This window comes from Geothrix oryzisoli (assembly GCF_022808865.1).
GTDB lineage: Bacteria > Acidobacteriota > Holophagae > Holophagales > Holophagaceae > Geothrix > Geothrix oryzisoli.
The window spans coordinates 425,300-438,891 of record NZ_JAKZLB010000003.1; the positions used below are offsets into that span (position 1 = coordinate 425,300).

Consider the following 13,592-nt stretch of genomic DNA (forward strand, 5'->3'; position numbering starts at 1 on the left):
GGGAACGCCCCAGGAGACCCCGTGCCCCAGCTGCTGTCCTGCCTCGTCCTTGCCGTCTCCCTGTCCGCCCAGGCACCGGTTCCGGCGCCGCCCGCCCAGCAGGCGCCCGCGCCCCTGCCGGCCGCCACGCCCGCGCCCGTGGCCAAACCCCGGGTGCAGCTGCTCACCAGCTACGGCCCCATCGTGGTGGAGCTGGAGCCGGAGCTGGCGCCGAAGACCGTGGCGAACTTCCTCCAGTACGTGAAGGACGGCCACTACAAGGGCACCATCTTCCACCGCGTCATCGAGGGCTTCATGATCCAGGGAGGCGGCCTGCTGGAGAACCTGGACGAGAAACCGCTCCGGGCGCCCGTCGTCAATGAGGCGCCCCAGACCTTCCGGGCCGGCTTGAGGAACACCCGCGGGACCATCGCCATGGCCCGCACGGGTTCGCCCCACAGCGCCACGGCCCAGTTCTTCATCAACACCGTGGACAACAAGGCCCTGGACCACCGGGACATGACCGAGGAAGGCTACGGCTATTGCGTCTTCGGCCGGGTGGTGGCGGGCATGGACGCCGTGGACAAGATCGAGAAGGTCCGGACCGAGTGGCGGAAGGGCCAGTCCGGGGTGCCCCAATACCCCGTGCGCCTCAAGGACGCCGTGCTGCTGCCGCCCCAGCAGCCGTAGGTGATGGACCGCCCCCTTCTCCGCCCGCTCCTGGTCTGGATCTTCGGCGCCCTGGCGCTGGCGTTCTCCGTGTGCCTCTGTTTCCTGCTGGCGCCCTTCCTGGGTGGCCCGGGGGCCTTCTGGTGGGTGGCGCCCCGCTACATCCGCGGGACGGCCCGGGCCTTCGGCATCCGGCGTGAGCTGGAGGGCTGGGAGGCGCTGCCGCTGGACCTTCGCACGGGCCGGCGTCCCGCCGTGTTCATCGGCAACCACACCTCGCTGTTCGATCCGCCCCTGATGATCTCCACGCTGCCGTGCCGTCCCGTGTTCGTGGCCAAGCGGGAACTGGCGCGGATCCCATTCCTGGGCTGGGTGATCTGGCTGGCGGACTTCATCTTCATCGACCGCCGCGACCGGAACGCCGCCGTGGCGAGCCTGGAGGAGGCCGCCGTCCGCATCCACGCGGGACAGAGCATCGTGGCCTTCCCCGAGGGCACCCGCAGCCAGGATGGCCGCCTGCAGCCCTTCAAGAAGGGGGCCTTCGCCCTGGCCTTCGAGGCCGGTGTGCCCGTGGTGCCCCTCGCCATCCACGGCGGCCCGGAGATCCTGCCCAAGGGCGGCTGGCGCGTGCGGGGGGGCCTCTACCGCATCACCCTGGGCGCCCCCCTGGAGGCCAGCGCCTTCCCCGATGCGGAAGCGCTCCGCCTGGCCGCGGAAGCAGCGGTACGCGGCCTCCTCGGGACCAGCGGAGGGATCTGACCGCGGGGGCGCTGGGTCTCAGTTCACGATCTTGATGGGCGGCGGCCCCTGGGGCCTCTGGCGGTCCTTGGGAATGAAGAGGGCGCCGAGGATGGACGCGATGACGCTGCTCACCAGGGCGCCGAAGAAGCCGGCCCCGAAGCCGGAGACGGTGAACCCGAGGCCGAGCCGCGCGGACAGCGCCCCGGCCAGCCAGAAGACCAGGCCGTTGATGACGAGGCTGAAGCAGCCGAAGGAACAGGCCACGGGCACGAAGGCGATGAGCTTCAGGAGGCTGCCCACGGTGGTGTTCAGGGCGGCCAGGATCACCGCCACGATGAGCAGGTCCAGGAAGGACCCGTGGCCCAGCCCGGGCACGAAGGCGCAGGCCACCAGCAGGCCGATGGCGGAGAAGAGGAAGCGCAGCAGGGTGCTCATGCGGGCATCCCATCCTTTTCGTTGGCCTGGGTGATGACGCTGCCCGGAGGCACGCTGCGGGTGAGCCACACGTTGCCGCCGATGGCCGAGCCCTTGCCCAGGGTGATGCGGCCCAGGACGGTGGCGTTGGAGTAGATGATGACGTCGTCCTCCACCACGGGGTGGCGGGGGACGCCCTTCACGGGGTGGCCCTCGGCGTCGAGGGGGAAGCTCTTGGCGCCCAGCGTCACACCCTGGTACAGCCGCACGTTGCGGCCGATGATGCAGGTCTCGCCGATGACCACGCCCGTGCCGTGGTCGATGAAGAACCGCTCGCCGATCTGGGCGCCGGGGTGGATGTCGATGCCCGTGAGGCTGTGGGCGTGCTCGGTGATCATGCGGGGCAGCAGCGGCACGCCCAGCTTGAGCAGCTCATGGGCCAGGCGCTGGTTGGTGATGGCCAGCAGGCCCGGATAGCTGAAGAGCACCTCGTCGGGGCTGGTGGCGGCGGGGTCGCCCTCGAAGCCCGCCTGGACGTCCGTGGCGAGCAGGCGGCGCACTTCCGGAAGCCGCGCCAGGAAGGCCCGGGCCAGGTCCAGGGCGCGCGCCTCGCAGTCCCCGCAGGCCGGGTCCGCTGCCTTCAGTCCCCGTTGGATCTGGTCCGCCAGGCCGTGGAGCACCCGGTCCATGCGGGCGCCCAGGTGGTAGCGCAGGGTCTCCGCGTTCAGCTCGGAAGCGCCGAAGTAGCCTGGGAAGAGCAGGGCCCGCACCTCCTCCACCAGCGCGGCCAGGGTCGTTCGGGAGGGGAACTCGCGACAGCCCAGGGACGCCTCCGTGAGGGCCGAGGAAGCCTCGGCCAGGGCCTGGACCACCGCGTGGAGGTCGGGGCGGTTCTCCGGATGTCGCTTGCCGGGCATGGAGGCTCCAGGATCCGTCCGGACCGCGAAGGTCCGGTGGGACAAGGATGCCATGCCCTAGTCACGCACCCAATGGCAGGTGTAGCCGCCGGGGTGCTTGACCAGGTAGTCCTGGTGGTATTCCTCGGCGCGCCACCAGGGGCCGGCCGGCGTGATCTCCGTGACCACGGGGCGCGGCCACTTCCCGCTGGCGTCCACTTCGGCCTTCACGCGCTCGGCGGTCTGCCGCTGGGCCTCGCTGTGATAGAAGATCGCGCTGCGGTACGAGGAGCCCACATCGTTGCCCTGGCGATTGAGCGTGGTCGGGTCGTGCATGCGGAAGAAGAAGTGCAGCAGGGCCTCGAAGCTGGTCTTCGTGGGGTCGAAGCGGATCTGGACGGCCTCGGCGTGGCCCTCGTGGTGCTCATAGGTGGCGTTGGGCACCTTCCCGCCCGTGTAGCCCACCTCGATGGCGAGGACGCCGGGCTGCTTCCTCAGCAGGTCCTCCATCCCCCAGAAGCAGCCGCCGGCCAGGGTGGCGATCTCTTCCGCCGGGTCCGGCTTCGGGGCTGGCGCGGCCTTGGCCGTGGCCACCCTGCCGAACAGAGGCAGGAGGTTGCCCAGGCCCTCCTTCTCCAGGTCGTCCACGGGCACGAAGCGCAGCGAGGCTGAGTTGATGCAGTAGCGCAGACCCCCCTTGTCGCGGGGACCGTCATCGAACACATGGCCCAGGTGGGAGTCGGCGCCCTTGGATCGCACCTCGGTGCGGATCATGCCGTGGGAGGTGTCGCGGTTCTCCACCACCTCACCGGCGGCCAGGGGTCTGGTGAAGCTGGGCCAGCCACAGCCCGAGTCGAACTTGTCCTTGGACGAGAAGAGCGGCTTGCCGCTCACCACGTCCACGTAGATCCCGTCCCGGTGGTCATTCCAGAATTCGTTCTGGAACGCCGGCTCCGTCCCGGCCTCCTGGGTGACGTGGTACTGCATGGGCGTCAGCTTCTTCTTGAGTTCGCTGGAACTCGGCTTGTCGGGCGCGTTCACGTTCACCTCTCGAGGGGATGGGGCCTGTCCCGGGCGGGGGAAGGCCAGGGCAGCGCCCGCCAGCGCCACCGCCGCGGCCACTGCCAGCCAAATGCTCCGCTTCCGCATGGATCCTCCGGATGCGGATTGGATGCCGCCGGGTGCCGCGGCGTTTCCGGGTGAGGGACAATGAGCCCCGGGGGGCTTCCATGCGCTTCATCTTCGAGCAGATCCGGGTGGGGGGCGATCGCAACTTCGGCTACCTCCTGGGGGACCGGGAGGCGGGGGTGGGCGTGCTCATCGACCCCTCGTACACCCCCGAGGCCGTGGTGGAGCGGGCCCGGGCCCAGGGCCTGAAGATCACCCACATCCTCAACACCCACGGCCACGCGGACCACGCCAACGGCAACGAAGGGGCCAAGGCGCTGACCGGGGCCCTGGTGGCGGGTGGCCCCGGCCACCCCGGGCCGACCGATCTCACGCTGCGGGACGGGGACCGCGTACCCTTCGGCGCCTATGCGATCCGGGTGTGGCACGTCCCCGGCCACTACCACGATCATCTGGCCTTCCTGGTGGAGGGCGAGGATGCGGGCTTCACCGGCGACCTGCTCTTCGTGGGCAAGGTGGGCGGCACCCAGACCGAGGCCGATGGCCGCACGGAATGGGCCAGCCTCCAGCGCCTGCTCCGGGAATGGCCGCCCCACACGACCCTCTGGCCCGGTCATGATTATGGTGCCCGGCCCAGTTCCACCCTCGCCTGGGAACAGCGCTACAACCCGTTCCTCCTGTGCCCTGATGTGGCGGCCTTCCTCAAGGCCAAGGGCGAATGGGCGGGATTCAAGGCGAAGCACGGGTTGAAATGAATTTGTTTGAAGGGACCGACCTCGTGACCTTGTTCGAAACGCCCCCCGAGGCGCAGACCGCCGCGGTCGATGCTGCCATCACGAGCCGCCGCTCCATGCGCGCCTTCCTGCCCGCGCCCGTGCCGCGCGAGACCGTGGAGGCGATCCTGCGCGTCGCCTCGCGGGCGCCTTCGGGCACCAACATCCAGCCCTGGCAGGTCCACGTGCTGACGGGTGCCGCGAAGCAGCGGCTCTGCGACCGCATCCTGGCCATCTACGAGGACCCCGCCGAGCTGGCCCGGCACGAGCGGGAGTACGAGTACTACCCCAGGGAGTGGGTCTCGCCCTACCTCGACCGGCGCCGCAAGGTGGGCTGGGACCTGTACGGCCTCCTCGGTATCGAGAAGACCGACAAGGCCCGCATGCACGAGCAGCATGGCCGCAACTTCCGGTTCTTCGACGCGCCCGTGGGCCTGATCTTCAGCATCGACCGGATCATGCAGGTGGGCAGCTGGCTGGACTACGGCATGTTCCTGGAAAACATCATGGTGGCGGCCCGCGCCCGGGGCCTGCACACCTGCCCCCAGGCCGCCTTCACCCAGTTCCACCGGGTCATCGCCGAGGAGCTGGCCTTCCGGCCCGGGCAGATGCTGGTTTGCGGCATGGCGCTCGGCTACGCCGATCCCGCGGCCGTGGAGAACAACCTGGAGACCGAGCGCGCGCCAGTCTCTGAGTTCACGCGGTTCCTGGAAGACTAGGGCCTCAGCCCCCGCCCACCAGGGGGAAGAGGGCCAGGGTGTCGCGCTCGCTCAGGGGATGATCCAGAGGGGCGTGCTGGCCGTTCACCATGACGATGCCCATCTCGCCCAGGCGGAAGCCCAGGCCGAGGATGACCTCGCGGCAGGCCACGCCGGGCGGGAACTGGTGGTCGGCCTCCTTGAACCGGCCGTGCCGGAAGTGGGCGAAGAGCTTGATGGTGACGGTGATCGGCGCCATCTCAGAAATCCCAGAAGGCGTCGATTTCCTCGTTCGTGAAGTCCCACACGGCCTGGTGCGGAGCCACCGGGTCCGAACTGAAGAACTCCGGCAGGCGGTCATCGGCGCTGGTCAGGCCAGCCGCCAGGTTGAAGGCGCGCTCGAGCTTCAGGACGGACTTGCCCAGGCCCGTCACATCCTCGCCCGTGAGCTTCGCGCCGAAGCGGGCATTGATCATGTCGATCAGCGCCGGCAGGCACTCGGGGATGTCCAGGGCCGGGAAGGCGATGAAGATGCACATGCCGGTGGAATCGATGGCGGCGGTGGCGATCTGCAGGTTCCGGGAGAGCTCGATCTGCCCCTCCTTCTTCAGGGGATCCACCTGGCCGCCCACGTTGAGGATGTTGGTGGCGATGGTGTAGCCGGCCGTGTGGTCCGCGCCCATGGGGCTGGTGCAGTAGGTGATGCCGATGCCCTTGACCGAGCGGGGATCGTAGGCCGGGATGGCCTGGTTCTTCACCACGGGCACCCGGGTGACACCGTAGGTGCGGCCCACCGCCCCCGCGCCCGAGCCGATCACGCGGCCCAGGGCCGTGCCCTTGCCGATCTCTTCGCGCAGGATGCGGACCACTTCCTTGCCGTCGCCCCAGGAGAGGATGCCCGCCTCCATGGCCACGCCGAAGGCCACGGCGGTCTCGATGGAGTCGAGGCCGAGGTCGTCCATGAGGCTGTCGGCCCGGGCGATGTCGTCCAGCTCCTTGATGAGGCAGTTGGCGCCCAGGCCCCAGATGGTCTCGTATTCAAAGCCGGAAGTCAGGTACTGGCCCTCCTGGTCGTGGTAGACCTGCGAGCACTGGATGACGCAGCCCGCATGGCAGCCGTGCCGGGGCTTGCCCCCGCGGGCCACGATGGTGTCGTGCATGGTCTCGCCGCAGATCTGCTCGTGCCCGTCGAACTGGCCGTGGGTGAAGTTCCGGGTGGGCAGGCCGCCCGCCTCGTGGAGGATGTTGACCAGCACGTTCGTGCCATAGGTGGGGAGCCCCTGGCCGCTCACGGGGTGGTCCATGAGGGCCTTCGTGAACACGCGGGAGGCGGCCTTGAAGGCCTCGGGATCCGCCAGCGAGATGCCGGGAGCGCCCTCGTCATCGATGGCGATGAACTTGATGCGCTTGGAGCCCATGACGGCGCCGAGGCCCCCGCGGCCGTGGCTGCGGATCTTGCCGGAAGGATCCTTCACGGAGATGTTGGCCGAGGTGAGCTTCATTTCGCCGGCGGGGCCGATGGCGATCACGCCGGTCTTCTTGCCGAAGAGCGACTGGAGGGCCTCGATGACGGCGAAGTTCCCCAGGCCCAGGAGCCCGCGTTCTTCTTCGATGGTGACGCCATCCTTGCCGACCTTGAGGGCGTACCAGCCCTCGCCCTGCGGCATGCCCTCGACGATCAGGGCCTTGATGCCGAGGCGGGCGAACATCTGGGCCGCCGTGCCGCCGACGTTGCTTTCCTTGATGCCCCCCGTCAGCGGGCTCTTGGCGCCGGCGGAGAGCCGGCCCGAGTTGGACGCCGCCGTGCCCGACAGCAGCCCGGGCGCGAAGACCAGCTTGTTGTTGGGCCCGAGGGCGTGGCAGGCGGGTGGGACCTCCCTCGCCACGATGGTCGAGGTGAGGGCCCGGCCGCCGAGACCGGCCCACTCGGCGGGCACCTCCTCGACCGCGGTGGTCAGGTCGGTCATGTTCACGCGCAGGATCTTGTCCATGGTGGATTCCCCTCAAGGTCTCGGTAGGTCTCCGACCAAGGCAGGAGGTGTGCCGGGAACCGAAGGCTGGAATCATTCTTGACATAGATGTCCGCGAAGCCCGGCTGGACGGACTGGGGATGGGAAAAAATGGGAGCGGGATTCTCCGGATCCGACGCCGGGCCCCGATTTGAAAACGTTACGTATTGATCATTTATGTATCAAATCGTTATCTTGATGGAACAGTTTGGCGCGGCCCGCGGCCGGACTGGTCTCCGGAGGGGCCATGGCGCAGCTGGAAGGGCACACCACGGAGCGCTGGGTGATCTGGGACCGGTTCATCCGGGAGGGGACCCTCGAGCCTGGCGCCCTGGGGCCCGAGTTGGAAGCCTCCTGGCACCGCTGCAGGGCTGCGGGCGTGGACCCGTTGGCCGGCCGGTCCACGGTGATCCTGGGATCCGCCGAGTACGCGGCCTTGGCGGAGCGGAAGCAGGATCTGATCCGGGTCGCCAAGCCCTTCATGGAGAACCTGTACAGCCTGGTGGCCGGGTCCAGCTTCGTGGTGCTGCTCTTCGACGAGCAGGGTTATCTCCTGGAAGCCGTGGGGGACCAGGACCGGATCCTCGCCTCCCAGGACCTGAACCTGAACAAGGGCGCGCTCTGGGCCGAAGCCGAGGTGGGCACCAACGGGGCCGGCACGCCCCTGGTGCTGGGCCGCCCCTTCCAGGTCTCGGGCGCCGAGCACTACTGCCAGAAGCACCACCGGTGGACCTGCTCCGGCGCGCCCATCTTCGATCCGCGGGGGAAGACCATCGGCCTGCTGGACATGACCGGCCCCGTGGACGAGACGCACATCCACACGCTCGGACTGGTGATGGCCGCCGTCGAGGCCATCCAGCACGAGCTGGAGGTGGGCCAGAAGAACCGGGAGCTGAGGCTGCTGAACAACCGGCTCTCCAGCATCATCCTCACGGTCACCGACGGGGTGCTGGTGCTGGACGTCGACGGGGTCCTCGACCAGATCAACCCCGTGGCGGAGCGGCTGCTGGGGGTCTCCAACCAGCAGGCCGCGGGCAAGCGCATCACGGAGCTGGTGCGGGACCTGGGGCCCATCCGCGAGCTGCTGGCCTGGGGCCGGGAGTTCCTGGACCGGGAGCTGGAGCTGACCTCCGGCCGCGGCGCCCTCCAGTGCATCGCCAGCGGCAAGCCCATCCTGGATGAGAGCGGCGTGGTCAAGGGGGCCGTGCTGTTCGTGAACCCCATCAACAAGATCAAGGGGCTCATCAACCGCTTCAGCGGGGCTCAGGCCACCTTCCGCTTCGAGGACATCCTGGGGCAGGGGGAGGCCCTGCAGCGGGCCGTCCAGCTGGGCCGGTTGGCCGCGGCCAACGAAAGCAACGTCCTCCTGACCGGCGAGAGCGGGACCGGCAAGGAGATGTTCGCCCACGCCATCCACAACCAGTCGGAGCGCCGGAAGGGGCCCTTCGTGGCCATCAACTGCGGGGCCATCCCCCGGGAGCTCATCGCCAGCGAATTGTTCGGCTATCAGGAAGGGGCCTTCACGGGCGCCGCCCGGGGCGGGCGCCCGGGGAAGTTCGAGCTGGCCAGCGGAGGCACCCTCTTCCTGGACGAGATCGGCGACATGCCGCTGGAGCAGCAGATCGCGCTGCTCCGGGTGCTCCAGGACCGGACCATCACCCGCCTCGGCGGCGACCGGCCCTTCGTGGTGGACGTGCGGATCATCTGCGCCACCCACAAGGACCTGCGCGAGGAGATCCGCAAGGGGACCTTCCGCCAGGACCTCTACTACCGGCTCAACGTCTCCATGATCAAGCTGCCGCCCCTGCGGGAGCATCCCGAGGACATCCCGGAGCTGCTGGAGGCCTTCCTCCACAAGTTCGCCGCCCGCAAGGGGGCCGCGGACCTCCGCATCGATCCCGGCGTGAGCGGCGCCCTCCAGGGCTATGCCTGGCCCGGCAACATCCGCGAGTTCCAGAACGTGGTGGAGCGGATGATCCATTCGGTCCGAGGTACGGCACTCTCCCTAGAGGACATCCCCGAGGAGATCCTGCGGGCCCCGGAACCCACCCATCTCGTTCCAGCTCCCGTGGCTTCGGGTCCGGCCAGGACCGCAGGCTCCGTCAGCCTCCGCGAGCAGCTGCTGGAGGAGGAGCGGGAGCAGATCCAGGCCTGCCTGCGCACCTGGAAGGGAAACATGACCAAAGCCGCCCAGGAACTGGGGATGGCGAGAAACACCCTCTACCGGAAGCTGCAGAAGCTGGGCCTCTGACAGCATGGGTTGGCGGGGCTGTCGGGCCAGACTCAGGCGAGCGACCCGATCCAGGGAAGGCGTTCAGATTGCCTCGCCATGGAAGGCCAGCAGGTGACCGCTCTTCAGGGCCTTGGTCCTGAGGTAGCCCAGGCTGTGGGGATTGCTGGCCTGCTGATGGGCCTTGCGTACCACATCGAGGCCCGCCTTCTCCAGCGCCTGGATCTTCCTGGGATTGTTGGTCAGCAGCTGCACCCTCTGGATGCCGAAGAAGCGCAGCATCTGGATGGCGGGCGCGTAGGTCCGGAGGTCGTCGGGGAAGCCCAGCAGGTGGTTGGCTTCCACCGTGTCGTGGCCCTGCTCCTGCAGGGCGTAGGCCCGGAGCTTGTTGAGCAGGCCGATGCCGCGGCCCTCCTGGCGCAGGTAGAGCACGAGGCCACCGTGCTCGCCGATGTGCCGCAGCGCCGCCTCGAGCTGCTGGCGGCAGTCGCACTTGAGGCTGCCGAGCGCCTCGCCCGTGAGGCACTCGCTGTGGATCCGCACCGTGATGCGCGTGCGGGCATCGAGGTCCCCGGCCACGATGGCCAGGTGCTCCTTCCCGGTGGCGTTCTCCAGGAAGCCGTAGACCGTGAACGCGCCGAAGAGGGAGGGAACCTCGGCCTTGGCGATGAACCGCGCCACCTCCAGGTCGAGCGCCTGCGCCGGGCGGGGTCTGGGGGTGGTCCTGGAATCCTTGGGCATGGCGAGTCCTGTCTGGGTTGGGTGTGGGTCGGCCGTTGCCGTCCCTCGGCGGGCCAGGAAAAGCGGGTGCTGGTCCGCCCGGGCGGACCGTCAGCCGCCGAAGGAGGCGCTGGCCTCGGGCTGCCTGGCTTCCGTCAGCCGGGCCAGGGTGAAGGCGGCCACGGCAAGCAGGAGGTCGCGGACCGCGACATCGAGGAAGGCACCCATCGTGATCAGGTTGAGGGCGATGCCCACCAGCCAGATCGCAGCCACATAGGCGCCCAGCCGGGTCCATCGCGTCAGGATGGCCAGGCCGACGATCATCTCGATGACGCCCACCGCCCGCATGAAGGTGGCCGGGGCCACGGGGATCAGGCGCAGGACCAGGGGGTTCAGGTAGAGCTCCCACTTGGCCAGCAGGTTGAAGAACTTGTCCAGTCCGGCCAGGAATGGGGCGGCCCCGAGGCCGATCCTGAGCGCCCACCAACTTGAGTTCAGCTGTTTATCCATGATTCGGTTCTCCTTGGGGTGTGGATGGAAGCCGGGCCGCCCGCCGGTTCGCGGAGCGGTCTCACAAACTCTTCAGGTACTGGACGAGGTCGGCTTTCTGGGCGGCGGTCAGGCCGAGGCTCTTCCGGGTGTCGTAGGTCTCCACGACGGCGTCGAGGGTCGCGGCGCTGCCGTTGTGGAAGTAGGGGGCGTGCTGCCAGAGCCCCGCCAGAGGTGCGGTCCGGTATTTCTTGGTCGCGCTCCGGGAGGCGTAGCTGGGAGCGCCATTGGGCTCCGGCTCGCTGACCACCTCGCTGGGGGCGTGCAGGGTCAGGTTGGCATCGGTGTACAGCGGCCCCGCATGGCAGGATGCGCACTTTCCCGCCCCCTCGAAGACGGCCTTGCCGCGGGCCGCCGCCGGGAGGTCATAGCTGCCGGCGGGCGGCAGCGGAGCGGCGAGGCTCAGCTGGTAGGCCTGCAGTGCCGGAAGCTTGGAGGACACGAGGTCGGTGGTTCCATGCGTCACGCTCACGCCGGTCCGGCTGTCGGAAAACGAACCCAGTCCCCCCATCTGTGTAACCGCCACGTAGCGGTTCCAGTAGGCGATGTCGGAGCCGTCGCCGGTGGCGGTGATGCTGTGCACTCCCATGAGCCCATAGGCGGGAGGGATGACCTGCGGTCCGTTCTGGCCGTCCAGGTTGAACCGGGGATCGTACTTGCCTCTGCCCCAGGAGGCGTAGACCGCCTTGGCGGTGGCCGGGACCGCCGGCGACAGCGCGATGATCGCGCCGGGGTTGAGATCGCGGTTGGCCCAGCCGTCCAGGCGCTTTCCGATGCCGGGCGCGAAGGAGTCGTCGACGGTGGAATGGCACAGGGCGCAGGTGGTACCCACCCGGGTCAGCGTGTCCTTCCCGTTGATCGTTTCGACCGTGCCCTTCACGCCGACCACCGCGTTGAGCTTCAGCAGGGCCACGGTCGTGGCGGGGTCCGTCAGGCTGATCGATCCGTTCTGGATCCCCTGCACCACGGCGGCGGGCAGGGCCTCGGCGTCCACCTTCAGGCCGACGGAGAGGGCCGTGGCCGGGTCCACTGCCGCTGCGATCACCTGATGCATGCCCAGGACATCCGTCCAGAAGGCCTCGTCCCCGAAGGTGTCCGTGCGGAAGATGTCCTTGCCCTGGGCCACCAGGACCGGATCCAGTGGCGGCGGAGTGGCGCGGGCCGCCGCCGGGTGGCTGGTCGTGCAACCTGCGACGACCAGGCCGGCCAGGACCGGGATGACCATGGATGGATTCGACAACCGTCGCATGCTGGACTCCTCGGGCTGGGCGGGTGCTTCCGTTGCCCCATGCCTGAATCTAGGAGTCGAATAAAAACATACAAGACTGATTAAAATGTTTAAATTGGTTGGAAGGATTTCCCCGGGCGGTGGCCATGAACAACCTGCACGAGAACCAACGGAAGATCCTGGAGCACCTGCTCAGCCGCCACGATGGAGCCTCCCTCGATGAGCTGGCGGCCCACCTTGGGGTGACCCGGACCGCGGTCCAGCAGCACGTCCTCAAACTCCTCGACCTGGGCTACCTGAGCTACTCCGACGAGAAGGGCTCCGTCGGCAGGCCGAAGCGGCGCTACCTGATTTCCGATGCGGGCATCGACGTCTTCCCCAAGAAGTACTCCTGGCTGGCGAACGCCATCCTCGCCCAGCTCGCCCAGAAACTGGGTCCCGGCGGATCGAAGGCGTTCATGAAGGAGCTGGCCGTCGTCGTGGGGGACTCACTTGGGAACCCGGTGGGCGCCACGGATCCACCGGCGCTCCGCCTGAAGCGGGTCACGGCGCTTATGAACGACCTGGGCTACCGGGCGGTCCAGAAGCAGGGGGACACGCCCCGGGAAGCGGTGATCGAGGCTGTCAACTGCGTGTACCACTCCGTCGCCAAGGTGCATCCGGAGCTTTGCCAGTTCGATGTGACCCTGATCGAGAAGGTGTCTGGGATGGATGTCCGGCTGGAATCCTGCATCGCCAAGGGGGGAAGCGTCTGCCGGTTCTGCATCACGAAGAAACCCGGTGACTGAGGTGCCAGGCCGGATGACGGTCACCCAGGAGGACGGGGGCCCCTCCACGGCTCACGGGGCTGCACCGACCCGACCTGCCTCACTGGATCGAAGCTCTCCCGGAGGAAGGCGCTCAGGGCTGCTTGGGCCCCCTGATCTGCAGGCCCCGCTCGTACATGAACAGGGCCCTCAATAAATTCCGGTTGGTCTGGTTCATGTCCTGCAGGGATTCCTCGGAGTAGCTGCTCAATGCCGCGGTGCGATCGTCGGGATCGTAGGCGAAACGGGTGGTGAAGTAGGCCCGTTCCAGCTTGGCCTTGGGTTTCGCGAGCAGCTTGGCTTTCCAGGCCTCGTACGGGACGGGCTTGTCGAAGAGGGACGGATCCAGCACATAGGGCGTGATGGTCCGGCCCACGCGGACAAAGACGAGGGGCGCCACGTGGTAGCTGAGGCCCATTTCACCGAACAGTTTGGAATCCACGTAGAGCGCACCCACCACCCAGGCCTTGGCGGCCGTGATGCCCTTATCCTCGAGGATGCGGACCATCTTGTGGGCCCGGGCGTAGTTGCCATCCCACGCGGCATAGGGGATGTCCTGCCGTTCCGCCAGGACGCTGAAGAAGGAGCGGACCTCGTCCTCTTCCAGCACGGACACGGTGATGCGCTGGCCGTTGTCCGGGGAGTTCAGCTCCTGGACGGGGCCGCTGACAGACTCGACCCGGGGGGCCGAGAGCAGGCCGCTTTGCAGCAGAAGCACGAGAGGCAGGGCGAGGGGCACGGGAGCTCCGACG

Annotated in this window: 15 protein-coding genes; 6 read left to right on the plus strand and 9 right to left on the minus strand. The window is 68.3% G+C overall.

The window, feature by feature from the left end; all coding sequences use genetic code 11:
* Positions 1-60: 60 nt before the first annotated feature.
* On the plus strand, positions 61-669 hold the full coding sequence (locus MLE43_RS10140; protein WP_420843195.1) for a peptidylprolyl isomerase: 609 nt from the start codon (positions 61-63) through the stop codon (positions 667-669).
* A 3-nt stretch (positions 670-672) separates the two neighbouring features.
* Positions 673-1,407, plus strand: coding sequence for a lysophospholipid acyltransferase family protein (locus tag MLE43_RS10145; protein WP_243303635.1), 735 nt, complete (start codon positions 673-675; stop codon positions 1,405-1,407).
* Between the two features lie 18 nt (positions 1,408-1,425).
* Here MLE43_RS10145 and MLE43_RS10150 read toward each other — a convergent pair whose 3' ends face one another.
* From MLE43_RS10150 to MLE43_RS10160, 3 genes are read right to left on the minus strand one after another with little or no spacing between them, the layout of a single operon-like run.
* Positions 1,426-1,824, minus strand: a complete 399-nt coding sequence (locus MLE43_RS10150; protein WP_243303637.1) for a phage holin family protein — start codon at positions 1,822-1,824, stop codon at positions 1,426-1,428.
* The gene (locus tag MLE43_RS10155) at positions 1,821-2,720 is read right to left on the minus strand and encodes a serine O-acetyltransferase (RefSeq protein WP_243303638.1); all 900 of its coding nucleotides are present in this window, start codon (positions 2,718-2,720) and stop codon (positions 1,821-1,823) included. The genes MLE43_RS10150 and MLE43_RS10155 overlap by 4 nt, the downstream gene beginning before the upstream one ends.
* 57 nt (positions 2,721-2,777) lie before the next feature.
* Positions 2,778-3,848, minus strand: a complete 1,071-nt coding sequence (locus tag MLE43_RS10160) for a bifunctional methionine sulfoxide reductase B/A protein (protein WP_243303639.1) — start codon at positions 3,846-3,848, stop codon at positions 2,778-2,780.
* An 80-nt stretch (positions 3,849-3,928) separates the two neighbouring features.
* Here MLE43_RS10160 and MLE43_RS10165 point away from each other — a divergent pair, with 80 nt between their 5' ends.
* Both MLE43_RS10165 and MLE43_RS10170 read left to right on the plus strand, forming a co-directional pair.
* Complete coding sequence (locus tag MLE43_RS10165; RefSeq protein ID WP_243303640.1) at positions 3,929-4,582, plus strand: hydroxyacylglutathione hydrolase family protein; 654 nt, start codon at positions 3,929-3,931, stop codon at positions 4,580-4,582.
* A gap of 23 nt (positions 4,583-4,605) precedes the next feature.
* Positions 4,606-5,319, plus strand: a complete 714-nt coding sequence (locus MLE43_RS10170) for a nitroreductase (RefSeq protein WP_243303641.1) — start codon at positions 4,606-4,608, stop codon at positions 5,317-5,319.
* Positions 5,320-5,323: 4 nt separating this feature from the next.
* Here the strand turns inward: MLE43_RS10170 and MLE43_RS10175 are convergent, their stop codons facing one another.
* Both MLE43_RS10175 and MLE43_RS10180 read right to left on the minus strand, forming a co-directional pair.
* Positions 5,324-5,557 carry a MoaD/ThiS family protein gene (locus tag MLE43_RS10175; RefSeq protein ID WP_243303642.1) on the minus strand — a complete coding sequence of 78 codons (234 nt, stop codon included), beginning with the start codon at positions 5,555-5,557 and terminating at the stop codon, positions 5,324-5,326.
* Position 5,558: 1 nt separating this feature from the next.
* Positions 5,559-7,289 (minus strand): aldehyde ferredoxin oxidoreductase family protein, encoded by a 1,731-nt coding sequence (locus tag MLE43_RS10180; RefSeq protein ID WP_243303643.1) that lies wholly within the window; start codon positions 7,287-7,289, stop codon positions 5,559-5,561.
* A gap of 265 nt (positions 7,290-7,554) precedes the next feature.
* Here MLE43_RS10180 and MLE43_RS10185 point away from each other — a divergent pair, with 265 nt between their 5' ends.
* Complete coding sequence (locus MLE43_RS10185) at positions 7,555-9,558, plus strand: sigma-54-dependent Fis family transcriptional regulator (RefSeq protein ID WP_243303644.1); 2,004 nt, start codon at positions 7,555-7,557, stop codon at positions 9,556-9,558.
* Positions 9,559-9,621: 63 nt separating this feature from the next.
* On the opposite strand, the gene ribA is transcribed toward MLE43_RS10185, so the two are convergent.
* The 3 genes from ribA to MLE43_RS10200 all read right to left on the minus strand — a co-directional run bounded on the left by ribA (position 9,622) and on the right by MLE43_RS10200 (position 12,055).
* Complete coding sequence (ribA, locus tag MLE43_RS10190; RefSeq protein ID WP_243303646.1) at positions 9,622-10,278, minus strand: GTP cyclohydrolase II; 657 nt, start codon at positions 10,276-10,278, stop codon at positions 9,622-9,624.
* A gap of 90 nt (positions 10,279-10,368) precedes the next feature.
* Complete coding sequence (locus tag MLE43_RS10195) at positions 10,369-10,767, minus strand: DoxX family membrane protein (protein WP_243303648.1); 399 nt, start codon at positions 10,765-10,767, stop codon at positions 10,369-10,371.
* A gap of 61 nt (positions 10,768-10,828) precedes the next feature.
* Positions 10,829-12,055: a c-type cytochrome gene (locus tag MLE43_RS10200; protein ID WP_243303649.1), complete on the minus strand. Its 1,227-nt coding sequence runs from the start codon at positions 12,053-12,055 to the stop codon at positions 10,829-10,831.
* A gap of 125 nt (positions 12,056-12,180) precedes the next feature.
* Between MLE43_RS10200 and MLE43_RS10205 the strand changes: the two genes are divergently transcribed.
* Positions 12,181-12,822 carry a helix-turn-helix transcriptional regulator gene (locus MLE43_RS10205; protein WP_243303651.1) on the plus strand — a complete coding sequence of 214 codons (642 nt, stop codon included), beginning with the start codon at positions 12,181-12,183 and terminating at the stop codon, positions 12,820-12,822.
* Between the two features lie 112 nt (positions 12,823-12,934).
* Here MLE43_RS10205 and MLE43_RS10210 read toward each other — a convergent pair whose 3' ends face one another.
* Positions 12,935-13,579 (minus strand): protein-glutamine glutaminase family protein, encoded by a 645-nt coding sequence (locus tag MLE43_RS10210; protein ID WP_243303652.1) that lies wholly within the window; start codon positions 13,577-13,579, stop codon positions 12,935-12,937.
* Positions 13,580-13,592: the final 13 nt, after the last annotated feature.

Bases quoted from the DNA above. Each gene is read 5' to 3' on its own strand.
- MLE43_RS10145 (WP_243303635.1), top strand. From the start codon at position 673: ATGGACCGCCCCCTTCTCCGCCCGCTCCTGGTCTGGATCTTCGGCGCC.
- MLE43_RS10150 (WP_243303637.1), bottom strand. From the start codon at position 1,824: ATGAGCACCCTGCTGCGCTTCCTCTTCTCCGCCATCGGCCTGCTGGTG.
- MLE43_RS10155 (WP_243303638.1), bottom strand. From the start codon at position 2,720: ATGCCCGGCAAGCGACATCCGGAGAACCGCCCCGACCTCCACGCGGTG.
- MLE43_RS10160 (WP_243303639.1), bottom strand. From the start codon at position 3,848: ATGCGGAAGCGGAGCATTTGGCTGGCAGTGGCCGCGGCGGTGGCGCTG.
- MLE43_RS10165 (WP_243303640.1), top strand. From the start codon at position 3,929: ATGCGCTTCATCTTCGAGCAGATCCGGGTGGGGGGCGATCGCAACTTC.
- MLE43_RS10175 (WP_243303642.1), bottom strand. From the start codon at position 5,557: ATGGCGCCGATCACCGTCACCATCAAGCTCTTCGCCCACTTCCGGCAC.
- MLE43_RS10180 (WP_243303643.1), bottom strand. From the start codon at position 7,289: ATGGACAAGATCCTGCGCGTGAACATGACCGACCTGACCACCGCGGTC.
- MLE43_RS10185 (WP_243303644.1), top strand. From the start codon at position 7,555: ATGGCGCAGCTGGAAGGGCACACCACGGAGCGCTGGGTGATCTGGGAC.
- ribA (WP_243303646.1), bottom strand. From the start codon at position 10,278: ATGCCCAAGGATTCCAGGACCACCCCCAGACCCCGCCCGGCGCAGGCG.
- MLE43_RS10195 (WP_243303648.1), bottom strand. From the start codon at position 10,767: ATGGATAAACAGCTGAACTCAAGTTGGTGGGCGCTCAGGATCGGCCTC.
- MLE43_RS10200 (WP_243303649.1), bottom strand. From the start codon at position 12,055: ATGCGACGGTTGTCGAATCCATCCATGGTCATCCCGGTCCTGGCCGGC.
- MLE43_RS10205 (WP_243303651.1), top strand. From the start codon at position 12,181: ATGAACAACCTGCACGAGAACCAACGGAAGATCCTGGAGCACCTGCTC.